General features: G+C 60.5%; 22 protein-coding genes and 1 tRNA gene. All 23 read left to right on the top strand.

All coding sequences use genetic code 11. The annotated features are described in order from the left end of the window. Nucleotides 1-18 precede the first annotated feature (18 nt). Complete coding sequence (locus tag PHU01S_RS05390) at nt 19-1,509, top strand: sugar ABC transporter ATP-binding protein (protein WP_127506563.1); 1,491 nt, start codon at nt 19-21, stop codon at nt 1,507-1,509. Next, nucleotides 1,506-2,492 (top strand): ABC transporter permease, encoded by a 987-nt coding sequence (locus PHU01S_RS05385; protein ID WP_049867223.1) that lies wholly within the window; start codon nt 1,506-1,508, stop codon nt 2,490-2,492. Before PHU01S_RS05390 ends, PHU01S_RS05385 begins: the two co-directional genes overlap by 4 nt. A 177-nt stretch (nt 2,493-2,669) precedes the next feature. Continuing rightward, the gene (gene hbs, locus PHU01S_RS05380; RefSeq protein ID WP_048745535.1) at nt 2,670-2,945 is read left to right on the top strand and encodes a non-specific DNA-binding protein Hbs; all 276 of its coding nucleotides are present in this window, start codon (nt 2,670-2,672) and stop codon (nt 2,943-2,945) included. Nucleotides 2,946-3,202: 257 nt separating this feature from the next. After that, a tRNA-Pro gene (locus tag PHU01S_RS05375) sits at nt 3,203-3,279 on the top strand. 91 nt (nt 3,280-3,370) lie between these two features. Continuing rightward, nucleotides 3,371-3,592 carry a trp RNA-binding attenuation protein MtrB gene (gene mtrB, locus PHU01S_RS05370; RefSeq protein WP_076357080.1) on the top strand — a complete coding sequence of 74 codons (222 nt, stop codon included), beginning with the start codon at nt 3,371-3,373 and terminating at the stop codon, nt 3,590-3,592. A gap of 211 nt (nt 3,593-3,803) precedes the next feature. Beyond that, nucleotides 3,804-4,337 carry a hypothetical protein gene (locus PHU01S_RS05365; protein ID WP_021879529.1) on the top strand — a complete coding sequence of 178 codons (534 nt, stop codon included), beginning with the start codon at nt 3,804-3,806 and terminating at the stop codon, nt 4,335-4,337. Nucleotides 4,338-4,442: 105 nt separating this feature from the next. Continuing rightward, entirely contained in the window at nt 4,443-5,315 is an 873-nt protein-coding gene (locus tag PHU01S_RS05360; protein ID WP_127506560.1) for a heptaprenyl diphosphate synthase component 1, read from the top strand. Nucleotides 5,316-5,323: 8 nt separating this feature from the next. Next, the gene (locus PHU01S_RS05355) at nt 5,324-6,043 is read left to right on the top strand and encodes a demethylmenaquinone methyltransferase (RefSeq protein ID WP_127506558.1); all 720 of its coding nucleotides are present in this window, start codon (nt 5,324-5,326) and stop codon (nt 6,041-6,043) included. Beyond that, the gene (locus tag PHU01S_RS05350; protein WP_021879527.1) at nt 6,040-6,918 is read left to right on the top strand and encodes a UbiA-like polyprenyltransferase; all 879 of its coding nucleotides are present in this window, start codon (nt 6,040-6,042) and stop codon (nt 6,916-6,918) included. Before PHU01S_RS05355 ends, PHU01S_RS05350 begins: the two co-directional genes overlap by 4 nt. Further along, the gene (locus PHU01S_RS05345; RefSeq protein ID WP_021879526.1) at nt 6,909-7,565 is read left to right on the top strand and encodes a UbiX family flavin prenyltransferase; all 657 of its coding nucleotides are present in this window, start codon (nt 6,909-6,911) and stop codon (nt 7,563-7,565) included. Before PHU01S_RS05350 ends, PHU01S_RS05345 begins: the two co-directional genes overlap by 10 nt. After that, entirely contained in the window at nt 7,534-8,391 is an 858-nt protein-coding gene (locus PHU01S_RS05340) for a menaquinone biosynthesis protein (protein ID WP_021879525.1), read from the top strand. The genes PHU01S_RS05345 and PHU01S_RS05340 overlap by 32 nt, the downstream gene beginning before the upstream one ends. Nucleotides 8,392-8,395: 4 nt before the next feature. After that, nucleotides 8,396-9,370: a polyprenyl synthetase family protein gene (locus tag PHU01S_RS05335; RefSeq protein WP_048745545.1), complete on the top strand. Its 975-nt coding sequence runs from the start codon at nt 8,396-8,398 to the stop codon at nt 9,368-9,370. Nucleotides 9,371-9,413: 43 nt separating this feature from the next. Then, nucleotides 9,414-9,857, top strand: coding sequence for a nucleoside-diphosphate kinase (ndk, locus tag PHU01S_RS05330; protein ID WP_049867225.1), 444 nt, complete (start codon nt 9,414-9,416; stop codon nt 9,855-9,857). Beyond that, a complete protein-coding gene (locus PHU01S_RS05325) occupies nt 9,829-10,656 on the top strand; it encodes a CheR family methyltransferase (RefSeq protein ID WP_127506556.1) in 828 nt (275 codons plus the stop codon). The genes ndk and PHU01S_RS05325 overlap by 29 nt, the downstream gene beginning before the upstream one ends. Before the next feature lie 323 nt (nt 10,657-10,979). Continuing rightward, the gene (aroC, locus tag PHU01S_RS05320) at nt 10,980-12,149 is read left to right on the top strand and encodes a chorismate synthase (RefSeq protein WP_127506554.1); all 1,170 of its coding nucleotides are present in this window, start codon (nt 10,980-10,982) and stop codon (nt 12,147-12,149) included. Nucleotide 12,150: 1 nt separating this feature from the next. Continuing rightward, nucleotides 12,151-13,254 (top strand): 3-dehydroquinate synthase, encoded by a 1,104-nt coding sequence (gene aroB / locus PHU01S_RS05315; protein WP_127506552.1) that lies wholly within the window; start codon nt 12,151-12,153, stop codon nt 13,252-13,254. Continuing rightward, nucleotides 13,251-13,628: a chorismate mutase gene (gene aroH, locus PHU01S_RS05310; RefSeq protein ID WP_048746911.1), complete on the top strand. Its 378-nt coding sequence runs from the start codon at nt 13,251-13,253 to the stop codon at nt 13,626-13,628. Before aroB ends, aroH begins: the two co-directional genes overlap by 4 nt. Before the next feature lie 425 nt (nt 13,629-14,053). Further along, nucleotides 14,054-15,628, top strand: coding sequence for an anthranilate synthase component I (gene trpE, locus PHU01S_RS05305; RefSeq protein ID WP_127506550.1), 1,575 nt, complete (start codon nt 14,054-14,056; stop codon nt 15,626-15,628). Then, the gene (trpD, locus tag PHU01S_RS05300) at nt 15,625-16,683 is read left to right on the top strand and encodes an anthranilate phosphoribosyltransferase (RefSeq protein WP_084781238.1); all 1,059 of its coding nucleotides are present in this window, start codon (nt 15,625-15,627) and stop codon (nt 16,681-16,683) included. The genes trpE and trpD overlap by 4 nt, the downstream gene beginning before the upstream one ends. Next, entirely contained in the window at nt 16,670-17,467 is a 798-nt protein-coding gene (trpC, locus tag PHU01S_RS05295; RefSeq protein WP_127506548.1) for an indole-3-glycerol phosphate synthase TrpC, read from the top strand. Before trpD ends, trpC begins: the two co-directional genes overlap by 14 nt. Next, nucleotides 17,464-18,171 carry a phosphoribosylanthranilate isomerase gene (locus PHU01S_RS05290; protein WP_021881620.1) on the top strand — a complete coding sequence of 236 codons (708 nt, stop codon included), beginning with the start codon at nt 17,464-17,466 and terminating at the stop codon, nt 18,169-18,171. Before trpC ends, PHU01S_RS05290 begins: the two co-directional genes overlap by 4 nt. Continuing rightward, nucleotides 18,168-19,373, top strand: a complete 1,206-nt coding sequence (trpB, locus tag PHU01S_RS05285) for a tryptophan synthase subunit beta (protein ID WP_048746917.1) — start codon at nt 18,168-18,170, stop codon at nt 19,371-19,373. The genes PHU01S_RS05290 and trpB overlap by 4 nt, the downstream gene beginning before the upstream one ends. Further along, a complete protein-coding gene (gene trpA, locus PHU01S_RS05280; protein ID WP_048746919.1) occupies nt 19,360-20,166 on the top strand; it encodes a tryptophan synthase subunit alpha in 807 nt (268 codons plus the stop codon). Before trpB ends, trpA begins: the two co-directional genes overlap by 14 nt. Nucleotides 20,167-20,286 lie beyond the last annotated feature (120 nt).

The following is a 20,286-nucleotide window of genomic DNA, read 5'->3' as shown; positions in this document are numbered from 1 at the left end:
CAGCCAAGCATGCTGTGCATGTCTGGGATATGCAAGTCCTTTTCCGGAGTTCCGGCATTGAAGGACGCCGGCCTTGAGGTGGCTGGAGGAGAGGTCCATGCTCTTCTCGGCGCCAACGGGGCAGGCAAAAGCACCCTGATCAAAATACTTTCCGGCGCGTACGGAGCCGACTCGGGCAGCGTGGAGATCGACGGGGGACCGGTCGTTCTCGGCGGTCCGGCCGAGGCGAAGGCGCTGGGCATCCACTGCGTCTACCAGGAAGTGGACACGGCGATCGTGCCGGCACTCAGCACGGCGGAGAACATCCTCCTCGACCGCCATGCGGCAAACGGCGCGGGACGATGGGTGAACTGGAAAGCGATGGCCGAAGAAGCCGGTGCCGCGCTGCAGCGGCTCGGCGTGGAGCTTCCGCTCCATAAGCCGGCCGGGGAGCTGTCCCTTGCGGAGAAGCAGCTGGTGCTCATTGCCCGCCTGTTAACGGAACGCGCACGATTCGTCATTCTGGACGAGCCTACGGCGCCGCTCAGCCTGGAGGAGGCTGAGCGGCTCTTCCGTGTCATCGAAGGGCTCAAGGCAAGCGGAATCGGCATCATCTTCATCACCCACCGGCTGCCGGAGGTGTTCCGGGTGAGCGACCGCATCACCGTCATGCGCGACGGCATGCGGGTCCTTACCGCAGACAAGAGGGATCTTACTCCCGAAGGCGTAGTGGAAGCGATGCTCGGACGCAAATTCGAGGAAGAGTATCCGAAGCTGGAGGCGGACATCGGCGAAGTCGTTCTCGATGTCAACGGACTGCGGAGCGGGAGCCGGGTGAAGGATGTCAGCCTGAAGGTGCGGAGCGGCGAAATCGTCGCGGTCGTAGGGCTTGTCGGAGCAGGCAAGACCGAGCTGTCCCGAGCTCTCTTCGGCGCGGATTCCGTCGACGGCGGAACGATCCGCGCCGGCGGTAGACCTCTCAGGCTGAATCAGCCGGCCGACGCCGTAGCGGCGGGAATCGCCCTCGTGCCCGAGGAGAGAAGGCGGCAGGGCATTGTCGCGTCGGATTCCGTCCTGCGCAATCTCAGCCTCCCTTCCTTGAAGCGCTGGACGCGGCTCGGGTTTTTGACTGGGCGCAAGGAGGAGGAGTCGGCCTCGGGCCTGATCTCTTCCCTGGGAATCAAGACGGCGGGCTTCCAGCAGATCATCGCCACGCTGAGCGGAGGCAACCAGCAGAAGGTCAGCATCGGCAAATGGATTCCGACGGAAGCGTCGGTATATCTGTTCGACGAGCCGACCAAGGGAGTGGACATCGGCGCCAAAAGCGATATCTTCCGCGTCATCGGCAATCTGGCCGCGCAGGGCAAGGCGATCCTGTACCTGACTTGCGAATTCCAGGAAGCCGTCGGCATCGCCGACCGGATTCTGGTCATGTATGACGGGGCGATCGTGAAGGAGTTCCCGAGAGGGCAAGCCTCTCTGGAGGAGCTGCTCATTGAAGCCAGCGGAGGAAGAGGAGGAACAGCATGAATTCCAGATCGGCCGATTTCATTTTCAAATATGGATCGCTTTTGGTCATCGGCATTGTCATTATTTTCTTTTCCATTTGGGACAAGCATTTCTTTACGTACGACAACCTGGCCTCGATTTTGAGGGCGATTTCGATTACGGCGTTCGTGGCGATCGGCGTCACGTTCTCACTGTCCGTGGACGGCTTCGACCTGTCGGTCGGCTCGACCGTATCGATCGTCATCGCTTTTTCGACAGCGCTCATGGTCTGGTATCAGATGCCGCTCGCAGTCGTCATCATCGGCTCGCTCCTGCTCGGAGCGGCGGTAGGGCTGGTCAATTCGCTCCTGATCGTAAGGGTGCGGATTCCGGATCTGCTCGCCACGCTCGCAATGATGTATATCGTCTCGGGCATCCAGCAAATATTCACCAAAGGCAATTCCATCTACAGCAACATGATCATGCCGGACGGCTCGACCGCTCCGGGTACGATTCCTTCGTCCTTCCTGTGGCTGGGGCAGGGCGAGCTGCTCGGCATCCCGGTTCCGGTCGTGCTGATGGCCGTCGCCTTCGTCGCCGTTTTCATCTTTTTCAAATACACGCGGATCGGACGCCAGATGGAAATGACCGGAGGCAACGAGGAAGCGGCCCGTCTATCCGGCGTAAGGGTGAAGCGCATCCGCACCGCGGCTTATGTGCTGTCGGGGTTGTTCGCGGCCATCGGCGGTCTGCTCTTCGCAGCCCGTACCGGCAGCGGCCAGTCCGGCGCCGGCGCTCCGATCCTCATGGAAGCGGTAGCGGCCGTCTTCGTCGGTTATTCGGTGTTGGGCAAAGGGCGGCCTAACATTGTCGGCACCTTTTTCGGGGCCGTTCTGATCGGCGTGCTGCTGAACGGACTGACGATGATGAACGTTCCGTACTATTCCAACGACTTCATCAAGGGCGCCGTGCTGGTGCTCGCGCTGGCGATCACATTCATTCACCTGAACCGCAAAAGGGCTTGATTCCGCTTCTTTGAAACCGGTTTTTAAGCCGCTATCCAAGGGCTTTGTCCGGCCAAAAATAATCTTGTATTCCTCTTGTTGCTGGTATAGTATAAGTTTGTTCCGCTACAAAAGGTATATTTTTGCAGGAAACGGCAAAACAAGTGATAGGGTTAGTACCATTGGGAGGTGAGATCATTGAACAAGACCGATCTGATTGCCAAAGTATCCGAGCTGACCGAGCTGTCCAAAAAGGACGCGACGAAAGCGGTTGACGCGGTGTTCGACGCCATCTCCGACGCCCTTCAGGCAGGAGACAAAGTCCAGCTTGTCGGCTTCGGCAACTTTGAAGTTCGCGAACGCCAGGCACGCAAAGGACGCAATCCGCAGACGGGGGAAGAAATCGAAATCCCTGCGAGCAAGACGCCTGCCTTCAAGCCGGGCAAGTCCTTGAAAGACCTCGTATCCAGCTAATCCCTCCTTGCAGGGAGCCGTCCGAATGCTTCCGTTCGGACGTTTTATTTTTTTCCGGATCAGAGACGGATTCAAGGCCGGACAGGAGTTCAAGAGAGAGTCCCTGAACGATCCCAAGAACGGTTGCAAGCCCCTGCATGAGGATGCTATAATCGTTCCTGTGCCGAAGCGAAGGATAGCCGGACTCATTCTTTTTCTTCTTGCGGATTGCATGTCCGCAGCGCGAATGCAGCCGACGCAAGGCAGACCGATGTTGTCGGGGTATGGCGCAGCCTGGTAGCGCGCACCCTTGGGGTGGGTGAGGTCGCAGGTTCAAATCCTGTTACTCCGACCATACATATGTATCGCGAGCTGCTTTCCTGGAGTATCCGGGAGAGCAGTTTTTGATAGAAGCTTCTGAAATGAACAGTGAAGGAGGCATGGACATGGAAGCTCTCGAAGGAGATTACATTGTCATCAAGGCGAAGGATCAAGGCGTAACCGTCATCGGTCTCACTCGCGGAACGGATACGAAGTTTCATCACTCCGAGAAGCTGGACAAGGGAGAAGTCCTCATCGCCCAGTTCACGGATCATACATCCGCGATCAAGATCCGCGGACGCGCGACGATCATGACGCGGTACGGCACGGTCGAAGCCGGAGAATGAAGGACAGGCGGGAGCCTGTTTTTTTTTGCCATGTGGAGACGAGGATTCTCTTAAGCGTCGATGAAACCCGGCAGGAATAGGCATTGATGGCCCGGAGAGGCCGATTGCAGCCGAAGCTTGGACATGATTTGCGCCCGCTGCCCGTATACTGATCTCATAAGCGCTTGGAGCGTCAGTCGCTTCAGGCCGATAGGGCAGGAGGTGCGCGCTTATGCGTGCGGGAATCGGGATTCGGCTGGCTGCGGCCGGCTGCGCAGCTTTGGGGGCCGTTCTGTTGCTGTCCATCTTCCCTTCGCCCGGCGGGGTTGCCGCGGATAAGGAAAAAGCCGTGTTCCGCGTCCAGCAGCCCGCTCTGCTGGATCAAGGCAGCCTGGTGGACCGGCTCAGCGCGATGAGCCTGAAGAGGCGGATTACAAGGGTGGAATGGACCGGGTCGGTGCTCAAGATCGATCTTGACGGGCGAGGAGCGGCTCCGGGAGGAAGCGACTGGCTCGACGACATCCGCCAGCTGGCCGGCCTGAGCTTCGTGCAGGCTGCCAATGTCAGCCGCCTGCTGGTGCGCGTCGAGGACAGCGGGGGCACGCTGCTCGCAGCGGCGGATATGAGGCGTGCGGATCCATGGATGAATGCGGACCAGCTCAAGGACTGGAGCGATATCAATCCGTCCCAAAACAAGCTTTGGGCGTCGAGGCTTCGCCTTACCTACCATTCGGAATGGGCCGCCGAATCCGGCGGCAGGCAGTGAATCCGTCTTGACGGCGATGCCTGTGCTTAAACAATTCGATTGTGGTATAATAGTTTAGATTATTGAACGGTCAACTATCGGCCGTTATGTTCGGAGGCTTACCCGATGACACGATACCGAATTCCTGAACTTGCCAGCAAATACATCGACCATGAGATGATCAGGCGCCACGCGGCCTTGCCGGATTTTCCCGACAGCCGGATCCGCCTGCTGTTCGGATTCCTCAGCCAGCACAGGTTTGCGGCTGCCGCAAGCGAGCTGTATTCGCTTGCGGTTTCTCTCGTGCAGCTCGGGCTTGACACCCATGACCGCGTCGATACCGAAGCCGGGGATCGCGGCATCAAGGATATGCGCGAGCGCCAGCTTCGCGTGCTGGCCGGCGATTATTTCAGCAGCCGCTTCTACCAGCTGCTGGCCGGTGCGGGCCAGATCGATATGATCCGCCGCCTCAGCGGCTCGATCTGCGAGGCGAACAGGCTCAAGACCGGCCTGTACGTGCAGGCCAAGGACCATTCCCTGACAGCGGAGGAATATTTGGATCGGCACGCCGGCATCCGCAGCATCCTCTTTGACAGCTTTACGATTTTGTTGGAGGAAAAGATTCGTCCCCTTTGGAACGAGCTGCTGCTTACGCTGACGCGAATGGAAGTCCTGCAGGAGGAATGGTCTCGTTCGCTTCAAGAGCATGCTCTCGCGGGAAGCTGGGGCTACTGGCATGTGCTCGAGGCTGGTGCCGCGGAGGACCGGGAGCTGCTTCTGCAGCCGTCCGCTCCGGATTCCGCCGCAGCCAGGGACCTCATGGAGCGCTATCGGATCCAAACGCTGCTGGCGGACAAGCTTGCCGCTTGCGCAGACAAGTTCAGGACGCTGGCTGGGCGCATCGAGTCGGATCGCCTGGCGCAAGAAGTGCTGCTGATCGGCGACCGGCTGATGGCGGCTGCCGTACCGACTTCCCCAATGACCGGCGAGATGAGGTGACAACGAGAATGGAACAGAATGAAAAAGCCAAACACGTTCACGGCGTCTTCGAGAAGATCGCTCCCAAGTACGATCTGATGAACGATGTGCTGAGCTTCCGCCGGCATAAGGCCTGGCGGAAATTCACCATGCGCAAAATGAATATGAAATCCGGCCAGACCGCGATCGACCTCTGCTGCGGCACTTGCGACTGGACGCTTTCGATTGCCGAGGCGAGCGCGACCGGCCGTGTCGTCGGGCTGGATTTCAGCCAGGCGATGCTCGATGTCGGCAAGCGCAAGGTTGTCGAGGCTGGGCGGGGACATCAGATCGAGCTGGTCCGCGGCAATGCGATGGAGCTGCCGTTTCCCGACGATTCCTTCGATTTCGCGACGATCGGCTTCGGCCTGCGCAACGTTCCGGACTTCGAGCAGGTGCTGCGGGAGATGAAGCGGGTGGTGAAGCCGGGCGGCAAAGTGGTCTGCCTGGAGCTGTCGAAACCTACCTGGCAGCCGTTCAAGGGCATTTATTATTTCTATTTTCAGCAATTGCTGCCGCAGCTTGGCAAGCTGTTCGCCAAGTCGTACGAGCAGTACAAGTGGCTCCCGGATTCTCTCAAGCAGTTTCCAGACAGGCATGGATTGACGGAGTTGTTCCGCAAGACAGGGCTGGAGTCGGTGAGCGCGGATGCGCTCACCGGGGGCATTGCAGCGCTGCATATCGGAACGAAGGGGACGGAAGGAAAATGATTCGCAAACTCCGCATTTTTCTAGAAATGATCAAGGTTGAACATACGATTTTCGCGCTTCCATTCGCTTATATGGGCATGCTGCTCGGCTCCGTCACCATGGAAGGGCATCTGCCCTCCTGGGCGGAGGCGGGCTGGGTCACGCTGGCGATGATCGGAGCGCGCAGCACCGCGATGGGGCTGAACCGCCTCATCGACAAGGCGATCGACCTGCGAAATCCGAGAACGGAAAAGAGGGCACTTCCTGCCGGTCTGTTGAAGACAGGAGAGGTTGTGCTCTTCGTCATCCTTTCCTTCGTCCTCTTTTTCATCGCGGCCTCGCAGCTGAATCCGATCTGCCTGAAGCTGATGCCGATCGCCATCTTTTTCCTTGTCATTTATTCGTACGCCAAGCGGTTCACCTGGCTCTGCCACGTCATTCTGGGGCTTACGATCGGACTGGCGCCGCTCGGCGGCTGGGTAGCCGTCACCGGCTCCTTCCATCCCGGAGCCTGGGTGCTCTACGTCGCGATCGTGTTCTGGCTGGCCGGCTTCGATACGATCTATGCGCTTCAGGACATTGATTTCGACCGGAAGGAAAAGGTCTACTCCATTCCCGCGCGGTTCGGGATCAACCGCTCGCTGACGATCGCGAAGCTGTTCCACGTCATTACGGCAGCCTGCTTCCTGCTGCTGTTCGTCATTACGGATCTCAGCTGGCTGTACCTGGCCGGCGCCGTCATTTCCCTAGGCATCCTTTTCTATGAGCATCTCATTCTGAAGCCGACGGACATGAGCCGCCTGCAGACGGCGTTCTTCACGATGAACGGTGCGCTGGCCATAACGATGCTGGCCTTCACCATCCTTGATCTGGCGGTGATTCGGGCATGGAGCTAGATACCGGAGGAAAGCATGCTGCAGCTCCTATGCGCTGGGTCGTCGGCATAACGGGAGCGAGCGGGGCTGTCTATGGAGTCCGTCTTGTGGAGGAGCTGCTCCGCGCGCGCGTGCAGGTGCAGCTGGTCGTCACGGATTCGGGCTGGCGGGTTCTGAAGGAAGAGCTGGGCTGGAACGCCTCCAAGCGGACGGAAGCCCTTGAGCTGGCGTTCGGCGATGCGCTGTCCGAAGGCCGGCTCCGGCTCTATCCCAATGGCGACATCGGGGCCAATATCGCCAGCGGCTCATACCGGGTGCAAGGCATGGCGATCGTGCCCTGCTCGATGGGAACGCTGTCCGCTGTCGCGCACGGCTCTTCCGACAATCTCATGACCCGCGCAGCGGATGTGATGATGAAGGAAGGTCGCAAGCTCATCCTCATGCCGAGGGAAACCCCTATGCATGCGGTTCATTTGGAGAATATGCTGAAGCTTTCCCGCATGGGAGTGTCCATCGTGCCGGCCATGCCGGCTTTCTATTACGGTCCCCGGACGATGGAGGACCTGGTCGACTTTCTGGTCGGCAAGCTGATGGACGTGATGGGACTGGAACACGACTTGTTCCGGAGATGGGGAGATGATGACAATGGCTCACAGCGGACCGATTAACGTCGGGAGAATCGATTACACCAATGCATGGCCGATGTTTCATTACGTACCGGATGCCGACGAAGCGTATACGATCGTCAAGAAGGTGCCGTCCGATCTGAACCGGATGCTGCAGGCCGGAGAGCTCGAGGCGTCTGCCGTATCGTCCTTCATCTACGGAATGGATCCGCAGCGCTACCTGCTTCTGCCGGACTTGTCCGTCGGCACGGTGGGACCGGTCCAATCGATCCTGCTGTTCATGAAAAAACCTCTGAAGGAAGTGCTCCGCGGCCGGATCGCCTTGACCCGCACATCCGCGACTTCCATCAATCTGCTCAAAATGATTTTGACCTTGCGTTACGACGGCAATCCGGAGTATTCGATCATGGAACCGGACCTGCATGCCATGCTGGCTGAGCATGACGCCGCCCTGCTGATCGGGGACAGCGCGATCAAGGCGTCGTGGCTCGGCCACGGGCTCGAAGTGATGGATCTCGGCGAGGAATGGCATCGCTGGACCGGACTCGGCATGACCTACGCCGTCGTTGCGGCGGACCGAGGCGCAGTGGACAAACACCCGGACAGTCTGGCCAAGCTGCACCGCGACATGCTGGAGAGCAGGCGGCGCAGCCTGCGGGATCTGACGCCTCTCGTGGAGCGGGCGATGGCATCCGTCGGCGGCACGTCGGCCTACTGGACCGCTTATTTCGAGGGGCTGCGCTATGATTTCGGTCCGGAGCTGCAGGCGGGACTGGAGCTGTACTACAAGCACGCGCACACGATGGGGCTTATTGATCGGGAAGTGGCGCTGGAATTTTGGAACTCGCAATCATTCTCGGGCAGGTGAATCCATGAAACTTCTTGATTTGTACGCCAAAATGAAGGGCGACCTAAATGGAATCGAGCGGCAGTTGGAACAGGCCGTCGCGGAGGACACGAGCCTTCTCGGCGAAACCTCTCTGCACTTGCTCCAGGCTGGAGGCAAGCGGATCCGTCCTGTATTCGTGCTGCTCGCCGGGCGGTTCGGAGATTACCGGCTGGAGGAGCTGCAGCGGGTCGCCGTCACGCTCGAGCTGATTCACAGCGCCAGCCTCGTCCATGACGACGTCATCGACAATGCGAGGACGCGCCGCGGCCAGCCGACCGTCGGCTCCAAGTGGGACAACCGCATCGCCATGTACACCGGGGACTATATTTACGCCAAGGCGCTGGAGCTGATCACTTCGTTCTCCAATCCGGAGCTGCATCAGATTCTGGCCAAGGCGATGGTCGAGATGTGCATTGGTGAAATGGAGCAGGTGCGCGACTTCTTCAACACGGAGCAGACGGTCCGCAACTATCTGAAGCGGATCCGCCGCAAGACCGCTCTGCTCATCGCGATCAGCTGCCAGCTCGGCGCCGTCGCCGCTGGCGCGGACCGCCGGACAAGCGGACAGCTGTACCGGTTCGGGTACAACATCGGCATGACGTTCCAGATTCGGGACGATCTTCTCGATCTGCTCGGCACGGAGAAGCAGATCGGCAAGCCGCCCGGCTCGGATATCCGTCAAGGCAACATGACGCTTCCGGTGCTGCTGGCTCTGCAGGAGGTTGGGCTGCGCGAGCCGCTGCTGCGCGAGATCGCCGTCATCCGCGAGAACGAAGGCCATTCGGATACGCGAAGCGCCATCCAGCTCGTGCGCTCGAGCGTCGGCGTAGGCATCGCGGAGCAGATGGCGGAGCGATTTATGGCAAAAGCTTTGCAGGCTCTGGAAGGACTTCCGGACTTGCCGGCGAAAAAGAACTTGACCGACATTGCCCGCTTCATCAACAAACGCAGCTATTAACGGCAATTGGCCGGCATACGACTGCAATCAGGAGGGAATTCGCATGGAAAGAACGTTCTTGATGGTCAAGCCCGACGGAGTGCAGCGGGGCCTGATCGGCGAAATCGTCGCCCGATTCGAGAAAAAGGGACTGCAGCTGGCCGGAGCGAAATTCATGCGCGTGAGCAAGGAGCTCGCCGAGCAGCATTACTACGAGCATAAGGGCAAGCCCTTTTACGAGCCGCTGCTTGCTTTCATAACCGCGGGACCGGTCTTCGCCATGGTATGGGAAGGGGACAACGTCATCGCCCTTACCCGCGCCCTCATCGGCAAGACGGACGCTGCCGAGGCTGCGCCGGGCACCATCCGCTCCGATTATGCCGTACATACGAACCTGAACCTGATCCACGGTTCCGATTCCCCGGATAACGCCAAGCGGGAAATCGGCCTGTTCTTCAGCCCGGAGGAGCTTATCGACTATGACCGGACCATTGCCCGCTGGATCTGATCAGACGACGGCGGAGGATGAGGATTTCCTTCGTTTTGTCGGACTGATCCGCTCATCGACCCGTATCGACCTGTCCCAGTACAAGGAAGCCCAAATGCGGAGACGGCTGACCACTTTGCGCCACAAGCATGGCTACGCCACTTTCGAGGCTTATTGGAAAGCACTGTCCGGCAGCGGCGCCTTGATGGACGAATTCCTGGACCGGATGACCATCAACGTAAGCGAGTTCTGGCGCAACCCGAGCCGCTGGGATGTGCTGGCGAGCCGGTTCCTTCCCGAGCTGCTCGCCGAATCGCCGAGGCTTCGCTGCTGGAGCGCCGCATGCTCCACCGGAGAAGAGCCGTACACGCTGGCCGTACTTCTCAACGAAGCCGGCGCGCTGTCCCGCAGCCAGATCGATGCGACGGATCTGGACCGGACCGTGCTTGCCAAGGCCGCCCAAGGCACTTATCCGGCCCGTTCCGTCAAGGATGTGCCGAAGAAGATGCTGGACAGCTATTTCGAAGGCTCGGGAGACAGAGACAGCTATGCGATTCGCAAGGATATCCGCGAGAAGATTTCCTTCCGGCAGCATAATCTGCTCGATGATGCTTTTGGAGGTCCGTACGATCTGATCATCTGCCGCAATGTGATGATCTATTTTACCGAGGAGGCCAAGTCGGGGCTGTACCGCCGGTTTGCCGAAGCCTTGAGGCCGGGAGGCATTCTGTTCGTGGGCAGCACGGAGCAGATCTTTTCTCCCGGCGACTACGGCCTCGAATCGGCGGATACGTTTTTCTACCGCCGCAGCTACGCTTGATTCCGCCGGCTCCCCGGGAGCCGGTTTTTTTTGCGTCCAGGCGGCGTGCCCCGGCCTCAATCCAAGCGCAGGCGTCCGTTTCATAGAGGCGGGCACCGCTCTGCTCTTTCTTGTCAAAGTGGATGGGCTATACTATAATGGGCAAAGAAACTTGGACGAACGGCGAAGAATTGCAAAGGGCTGAGCGCTGCCCGGACAGGTCATTCCTTCCGGCTGCGCCCAGTCCGTCTTGTCGCAGTATGGCACTTGCATTCTTAAAAGCGTTGTCGTATTAAAGCGAGCCCGGCGAAGCCGGCGCTTACCATGATGAGGGGGAGTTAGTCTTGAGTCTACGTTACCTGACAGCGGGAGAAACACACGGCCCCCAGCTGACGGCCATTATCGAAGGGTTGCCGAGCAATCTCCAGCTTGATTTCGAGGAGCTGAACCTCCAGCTCCACCGCAGGCAGCTCGGTTACGGCCGCGGCAGGCGGATGCAGATCGAGAAGGATACGGCCGATATCGTCGGAGGCGTACGTCATGGCCGCACGACCGGCGCCCCCGTAGCGCTGGTCGTCGCGAACAATGACTGGAAGCATTGGACTTCCGTCATGAACATCGAGCCGATCGAAGGCGGCGACGAGGCCAAGCGCCGGGTCCACCGTCCGCGTCCGGGCCATGCGGATCTCAACGGAGGCTTGAAATACAACCTGAAGGACCTGCGCAACGTGCTGGAGCGCTCCAGCGCGCGCGAGACGGCTGCCCGCGTGGCGGTCGGCGCCGTCGCCCGCCAGCTGCTGGCGGCATTCGGCATCAAGGTGGCCGGCCAGGTCATCCGGATCGGCGAGATCGAGGCGCCGCCGAACGATCTGTCCGCCGACGAGCTTCGCGAGCTGACGGAGCAATCTTCCGTCCGGGTCGTCGACAAGGCGACGGAGGCCAGGATGACGGCTTACATCGATCAGATCAAGGCCGAAGGAGACTCTATCGGAGGCGTCGTGGAGTGCATCATCGAAGGAGCTCCTGTCGGACTCGGCTCGCATGTGCAGTGGGACCGCAAGCTGGATTCGCGCATTGCAGGCGCCGTCGTCAGCATCAACGCGTTCAAGGGCTGCGAGATCGGCATCGGATTCGAGGCCGGTGTGCTGCGCGGCTCGCAGGTGCATGATCCGATCCTCTACAGCGAGGAACGCGGCTACCATCGCGCCTCCAACCGCGCAGGCGGCTTTGAAGGCGGCATGACGACCGGAGAGCCGATCGTCGTGCGCGGCGTCATGAAGCCGATCCCGACTCTCTACAAGCCGCTCGCAAGCGTAGATATCGACACGAGAGAGCCGTTCACCGCCCAGGTGGAGCGCTCCGACAGCTGCGCGGTTCCGGCGGCGAGCGTCGTCATGGAGCATGTCGTCGCCTGGGAAGTGGCGCGGGCGTTCCTCGAGAAGTTCGGCGGCGATTCCATGGAGGAAATCCGCGCCAACTACGACGCCTACCTCAGGCAAGTAGGGGAATACTAGCATGCGCGAGCTCACGGTCAATCTCGGGGACAGATCGTATCCCATCTGCATCGGCCAAGGGCTGATTCGGCGAGCCGGCGAGCTGTTCGCGGAGAAGGCGATCAGCCGCAAGTCTCCGCTGCTGATCGTCACCGACGAGAATGTCGCGGACAGATGGCTGGAGCCGCTCGCTGCGGCGCTCGAAGCTTCGGGCTATGCCGCGGCGCGGTTCATCGTTCCAGCCGGGGAAAAGTCGAAGTCTCTGGACATGTTCCAGAACGTCATCACGGCTTGCCTCGAAGCCGGCCTGGACCGCAAGTCCGCCATCGTGGCGCTCGGCGGCGGCGTTGTCGGGGATCTGGCGGGTTATGCCGCCGCATCCTATATGCGCGGCATCCGATTCGTCCAAGTGCCGACGACGATTCTGGCGCATGACAGCAGCGTCGGCGGCAAGGTGGCGGTCAATCACCCGCTCGCCAAAAACATCATCGGCGCTTTCCATCAGCCGGAGCTCGTGCTGTACGATCTGGATACGCTGCTTACGCTGCCTCCGCGCGAGGTGAGCAGCGGCCTGGCCGAAGTCGTCAAGCACGGCCTGATTCGGGATGCCGGATTCGTCGAATGGATCGTCGGCCATGCAGGACAGCTGCTGGCGCTGGAGCCTGACGTCCTCGGACATGCCCTGTACAAGGGCTGCTCGGTCAAGGCGGAAGTCGTCTCCCGGGACGAGCGGGAGAACGGCCTGAGGGCCATTCTCAATCTGGGGCATACGATCGGACATGCGCTGGAGGCGGTCGCCGGTTATGACGAGCTGCGCCACGGAGAAGCGATTTCGATCGGCATGATCGGCTCCGCCATGCTCGGCGTCGAGCTTGGAGCGCCGCTGGAAGTCTACGAGACGACGAAGCGAGCGCTGGAATCGGTAGGGCTTCCGGTCGCCCTGCCGGAGCATTACGATACGGATGCCGTCATGGAAGCGATGATGCATGACAAGAAGTTCGGCGAAGGCCGGATGACCTTCATCGTGCCGACGGCCGTCGGCACGGTCGAGATTCGAAACGGCATCGAGGCTGGCATGGTGAGAGCCATCGTCGAGAGGTTGAAGCGGGAGGAGAGATGGACATGAGCGTAAGGGGAATTCGGGGAGCGATAACGGCGGACTCCAACGAGGAGCGTCCCATTCTGGATGCGACGCTGGAGGTTCTCCAGGGGATCGTAGCCGACAACGGTATCGATCCGGAAGACATATGCAGCGTCATGATTACGGTAACGGCCGATCTCGACGCCGCATTCCCGGCGAAGGCGATCCGGGAAATGGACGGCTGGGAGCTGGTGCCTCTCATGTGTTCGGTCGAGGTTCCGGTAAAGGGCAGCCTGGAGCGCTGCATCCGCTTGATGCTTATGGTCAACACCGACCGGACGCAGCGGGAAATCCGCCATGTGTACATGAAAGGCGCAAGGGCGCTGAGACCGGATCTGAGCGGCACTTCGGCTCCCTAGTCCGCCGCGGCCCGAGGGAGCTTGAACAAGCTTTCCAGCCCGTTTTTCGGTCATTCGGCGCTTGCAGGCCAATCCTTTCTTCTTGACGCCTGCAAGGAACGTCCTGTATAGTTGAGGCAGTTAAGCAAAGTCCGAGTGGGACTTTCCAAGGTAGTCTTCGCACATGTCCGGCGGCAAGAGGGCCGAGAGTGGCGGGGAGCCTTAGATGAGACTAGACGAGTTGAGTTTGAGCTGAAGCATGGAGGACAGCCCGATGCGGCTGCTTCATTCGCGATCGCCGATCTTTTCCGCATGGAGATGGGGTTCGTGCATGATTCCTTGCCTGCCGTCGTCTTTTTTGTCTTATCTATTGGAACGCTCCCGCGCCTTGCGGGAGCGTTTTTTGCTTTTCTGCATCCTGGATTTCCAGAAGGAGACGATAAGCGATGAATCAAGAGCTTGAGACGATCAAGTCGATGGCAGGACGCTACAACCTTATTCCGGTCGTAAGGCAGCTGCTGGCCGATACGGAGACGCCGATCCGGCTGTTCCAGCATTTTGCCGGCGAGAAGCGCGCGTTCCTGCTTGAAAGCGTAGAAGGCGGAGCGAAGTGGGCGCGGCATTCCTTTATCGGCATGGACCCGTTCATGATGATCAGCGGCAAGAACGGCTCCATGATGATGGAAACGAACGGTGAGCGCATCCAGCTTGAGGGCAAGCCGCTGGAAGCTCTTAAAGCAAGATTGAGGGCATATCGAAGCCCCGAGCTTGCGGGACTTCCTTCCTTTACAGGCGGGGCGGTCGGGTTTTTCGGGTACGATCTGCTCCACTACTACGAGAATCTGCCGCGGCACAGGCAGGACGACCTGCAAATGAACGATCTTCAGTTCATGTTTTGCGATACGATGATCGTGTTCGACCACTTCAAGCAGCAGATTCAAGTCATCGGCAATGTGCATATTCCGGAAGCCGCCACGGACAGCGATATCGAGCGCATGTACAACGCTGCGGTGGGCAGGATCGACACCGTGCTTGACCGGATCCGGCAGCCGGTGCCGCTTCCGCTTACATCAGGCGGAGCTCTTCCGGAGGATCCCGATCTCGGCGATATCCGATCCAATGTGACGAAGGAGCAGTTTCTCGCGAACGTGGACACGGCCAAAGAGTACATCCGCGCGGGAGACATCTTCCAGGTTGTTCTGTCCCAGCGGTTCCATGTCGAGACGGAAGTGGATCCGCTCCATGTATACCGGGTGCTTCGCACGCTGAATCCTTCTCCGTACATGTATTATCTCAAAATGGATGAGGAGGTCATCGTCGGAACATCCCCCGAAGCGCTGGTGAAGGTGTCCGAGGGTAAGGTGGAGACGAGGCCGATCGCGGGCACGAGGCCGCGGGGCAAAACCGCCGAGGAGGACCTCGCTCTCGAGGAGGAGCTGCTCGCCGACGACAAGGAGCGGGCGGAGCATTTGATGCTCGTCGATCTCGGCCGCAACGACATCGGCCGCGTGGCGGAGTTCGGCACGGTAAAATGCGATTCCTTCATGCAGATCGAGCGGTATTCCCATGTCATGCATATCGTGTCCAACGTGACGGGCAAAATGCGCGGCGACCGTGATTTCTTCGACGCCTTCATCAGCTGCCTGCCGGCCGGAACGGTCTCGGGAGCGCCCAAGCTGAGAGCGATGGAAATCATCGCCGAGCTCGAGAACGAGGCGCGCGGAGCTTATGCCGGGGCGATCGGCTACTTCGGCTTCAGCGGCAAAAGCATGGATACATGCATTACGATCCGGACGATCATCTTCAAGAACGGCAAAGCCTATGTCCAGGCCGGAGCGGGAATCGTCTGGGATTCGGTGCCGGTCAAGGAATACGAGGAGACGGTGAACAAGGCCAAGGGCATGCTCAAGGCGATCCGCATCGCCGAAGCGGCTTTTCCGCCGGCTGCGAAGACCGTTCCCGAGCTGCAGCTCGTCAACAGCGACTATTACGCCGATACGATGAAGGAGGCGCGGACATGATGGAAGCCATGCAAGGAGTGACGGCCGCCGAAGCTCTTGGCCGCCTGATCGGCGGCGGCAGCTTGAGCCGCGAGGAAGCCGGAAGCGTCATGCGTCTCATCATGGAGGGAGAGGCGACCTCCGCCCAGATCGGCGCCATCGTCACCGCCCTCCGCATGAAAGGAGAGACTGTGGACGAAATCAGCGGATTCGCCGAGGTCATGCGCAGCTACTCCGACCGTGTCAGCACGACCCGCGACGGCCTGCTCGATACTTGCGGCACAGGCGGCTCGGGCATCCATAAATTCAATATCTCCACATCCTCTTCCATCATCGCGGCGGCTGCCGGAGTACGGGTCGCCAAGCATGGCAACCGCGCGATGTCGGGCAAGGCCGGCAGCGCGGATGTGCTGGAGGCGCTCGGAGTCAACATCAGCCTGACGGCGGTGCAGGCGGCCGAATGCCTCGAGGAGATCGGCATCTGCTTCATGTTCGCGCAGCTCTATCATCCCTCTCTGCGGCATGCGGCGGTTCCGCGCCGCGAGCTCGGCGTGCGCACGATCTTCAACATGCTTGGACCGCTCACCAACCCGGCAGGAGCCGACCGCCAGCTGCTCGGGCTGTACGACCGCTCCCGCACGGAATCCGTCGCCCGCGTCCTCGGCGGACTCGGCCTGAAGCGGGCGATGGTCGTCTCCAGCTACGACGGACTGGATGAGATCAGCATCTCCGCCGCGACTCAGGTGTCGGAATTGGCTGAGGACGGAACAATCCGGACCTACGATTTGACGCCGGAATCGCTGGGGCTGCGCCGCTGGCCGCTGGAGGCGATATCCGGGGGCAGCCCGGCGGACAACGCGGAGATCATCCGCGCGATCTTCGATGGCGAGGAGACAGGCGCATACCGGGATATCGTTCTTTTGAACGCGGGGGCTTGCATCTATGTCGGAGACAAGGCACAATCGCTGGAGGAAGGCGTGGAGCTTGCGCGCCGCATCATCGACGGAGGAGCCGCCGCAGCGAAGCTGCAGCAGCTGATCCGCAAGACGGGAGAATACAGCCATGTTTCTGGATAAGATCGTCCATACCAAAAAAGAAGAAGTCGCTGAGCTTGCTTCCCGATTCAAGCTGGGAGAAGCCGAGAAGGAGATTTCGCGGATGGAGCCTGCGAGGGGATTCATCCATGCCGTCACCGCAGGACGGAAGCGTTCCGTCGGGCTGATCGCGGAAGTGAAGAAGGCGTCTCCGTCCAAAGGGCTGATCCGGCCGGATTTCCAGCCGGAGAAGCTGGCCCGGTCGTATGAGAGCGCCGGAGCGGACTGTCTTTCGGTGCTGACCGACAAGGACTATTTCCAGGGGGCGAACGAGTATTTGACGGCCGTCTCCAGCGCGGTGAAGCTGCCGCTGCTGCGCAAGGACTTCCTCATCGACTTCCGCCAAGTCTACGAGGCCAGGCTGATCGGATCCGACGCCGTTCTGCTGATCGCCGCCATCCTGAAGCGGAACGAGCTGAAGGAGCTGCATGGGATCGCCGAGTCGATCGGGCTCGACGTTCTCACGGAAGTTCATGACGAGCGGGAAATGGACATGGTGCTTGATCTCGGCCTGGCCAGGCTGGTCGGAATCAACAACCGCAACCTGCATACATTCGAGACGGATCTCGGCACGACGGCAAGACTGGCGGCGATGGCGCCGCCGGGAGTGTCCCTGATCAGCGAAAGCGCGATCTCCAAGCCGGAGGACGTCGAGTACGTCGCCTCTGCCGGAGCTTGCGGCGTTCTGGTCGGAGAGCATTTCATGCGCCAGCCGGATCCCGGGCAGGCTGTCCTGGAGCTGATGGGAGCGGCAGCAGCCAGATGACGGGCGCTGAACGACCGACAGGGCATCGGCACGCGATTCCTCTGCTCAAACTATGCGGCATCAGGGACGAAGCGGCGGCAAGTCTCATCGGCGGGCTTCCGGTGGATTACGCGGGGTTTATTTTCGCCCGCAGCCGCAGGCAGGTATCGCCGGAGCAGGCGGGAGCATTGATTGCAGCGCTGCGTGCGGGCGCCGGCCCGGCCCGCGGGGATTCCCCTTCGCCGCTAGCGGTGGGCGTATTCGTGGATGCATCTCCGCAAGAGCTGGAAGCGGCGCTCAGGCATGCTCCGCTCCAGGCGCTGCAGCTGCACGGGAACGAAGAGCCGGAGCTGTGCCGAATCGCCGCCGGCTTCGGCGTTCCGGTCTGGAAGGCTCTGCATGCGGATCCGGACGGAACTCCGGCCGGCATCAGCCGCAAGCTAGGGGAATTTGCGGAGGCGGGAGCGGAAGCTTTCCTGCTCGATACGGCAGGCGGCGGCACCGGCAAGACATTTGATTGGAGCCTCATACCGGCCTATCAGGCAGCAGCGCGCAGCGTCGGGAAGAAGCTTTTCATCGCCGGAGGGCTTCATGCCGGCAACGTATCGAGTTTGATCGAGCAATTTTCGCCAGACGGCATCGACGTCTCGAGCGGCGTTGAAGCCGCCGGCGTCAAGGACCCGGAGCTGATCCGGGCATTTACGGAAAGGGTGAAGCCAGCATGATTCAAGTACCAGACGCAAGCGGACGATTCGGCAAGTTCGGCGGCCGTTACGTACCGGAGACGCTGATGAACGCGCTCCTCGAGCTTGAGGAGGCGTACAAGCATTATTCCCAGGACCCTGACTTCCAGGCTGAAGTGAACGAGCTTCTCCATACCTATTCCGGCAGGCCGACATCCTTGTATTTCGCCGAGCGGCTGACTCGGCATCTGGGCGGAGCGAAGATCTATCTCAAGCGCGAAGATCTCAACCATACTGGCGCCCATAAAATCAACAATACGATCGGACAGGGCGTACTCGCCAAGCGGATGGGCAAGAAGAAAATCATCGCCGAAACCGGCGCCGGCCAGCATGGCGTCGCTTCCGCCACGATCGCGGCCCTGCTCGGACTTGAATGCAAGGTCTTCATGGGCGAGGAAGACATGAAGCGCCAGCAGCTCAACGTGTTCCGGATGCAGCTGCTTGGGGCGGAAGTGGTGCCGGTGCTCTCCGGCACGCGCACGCTCAAGGATGCCTGCAACGAAACGCTGCGCTACTGGGTCAGCAATGTGGACGATACGTATTACATTCTCGGTTCGGTTACGGGCCCTCATCCATATCCGATGATTGTAAGGGATTTCCAGCGCATCATCGGAGACGAGGCTCGCGAGCAGATTCTGAAGGATGAGGGACGGCTTCCGGATTACATCGTGGCCGCCGTCGGCGGCGGCAGCAACGCCATGGGCATTTTCTACCCGTTCGTAGGAGACGAATCCGTCCGTCTGATCGGCGTCGAAGCGGCCGGACGCGGCGTGGATACGGAGGAGCATGCCGCCACGATGACCAAGGGCCGGCACGGCGTCTTCCAAGGCTCTCTCAGCTACGTCCTGCAGGATGAGACCGGCCAGGTGCAGCCGGCGCATTCCATTTCCGCCGGACTCGACTATCCGGGAATCGGCCCCGAGCATGCCTATCTCAAGGATGTCGGCCGGGCGGAATACTTCCCTGTCACCGACGCCGAGGCGCTTGAGGCTCTCCAGCTGCTGTCGCGGACGGAAGGCATCATTCCCGCCCTGGAGTCGGCCCATGCGATCGCGCATGTGATGAAGCTGGCGCCGTCCCTGCCCGCCGGCCAGACGATCGTCGTCAGCCTCTCGGGCCGGGGAGACAAGGATGTGGAAACGATTATGGGATATCTCGGAGGGCTGAAGCATGAATCCAATTGACCTCGTCTTCGAACGGCTCCAAGCAGAGAAGCGGACGGCGCTCATTCCATTCATCACGACCGGTGACCCCGATCTGCGCACGACGGTCGATATCGTCGTCGAGCTGGAGAAGGCCGGAGCCGACATGATCGAGCTCGGCGTGCCGTATTCCGATCCGCTTGCCGACGGCCCTGTCATTCAAAAGGCTTCCGAGAGAGCTCTGCGCAATCCGATTACGCTGGAAGCATGCGTCGATGTCGCGGCCAAAGCCCGGGAGGCAGGCGTCAAGATGCCCTTCATCCTTTTTACTTACTACAATCCGGTGCTTCAGTACGGCCTCGAGCGATTTTTCACCCTGCTCCACGAGCAGGGCATCAGCGGCCTGATCATCCCGGACCTCCCGATCGAGGAGGATGGCGAGGTGCGCGAGATGGCGGCGGAAGCGGGCGTCCATCTCGTGCCGCTCGTGGCGCCGACCTCCAAGGCGCGCGTCCAGCGGATTGCCGCCGAGGCCCAGGGCTTCGTCTACTGCGTGAGCTCGCTCGGCGTGACGGGCATGCGCAGCGAGTTCCATGCCGGCCTCGAAGGCTTCCTGGAATCGGTGCGCGAGGCGACGCCGCTGCCGATCGCCGTCGGATTCGGCATCAGCAGCCGGGAGCAGGTGGAGCGGATGAGCGCCAGCGCGGACGGAGTCATTGTCGGCAGCGCGATCGTCCGCCAGGTGGAGGAGGCGCTGCCGCTGCTCTCCGATGAAACGACGTACCGGCAAGGCATCGAGCAGATCGGCCGCTTTGTCGCCGGATTGCGGGTGTAGCCTGCTCGGCAGCCATGCCTGACTTGCTTCGCCGTGAGCATCGGCTTCCTTCGGGAGGCCGATGCTCTTTCTGATAGTGCAACGCTTTAAAGTGCTTCCATCTTTCCGCCATCTGTGAGA

The sequence above is a fragment of the Paenibacillus humicus NBRC 102415 genome (assembly GCF_004000905.1).
GTDB lineage: Bacteria > Bacillota > Bacilli > Paenibacillales > Paenibacillaceae > Paenibacillus_O > Paenibacillus_O humicus.
The sequence above is the reverse complement of the archived record's forward strand: the minus strand, read 5'-3'. Positions and strand labels throughout refer to the sequence as shown.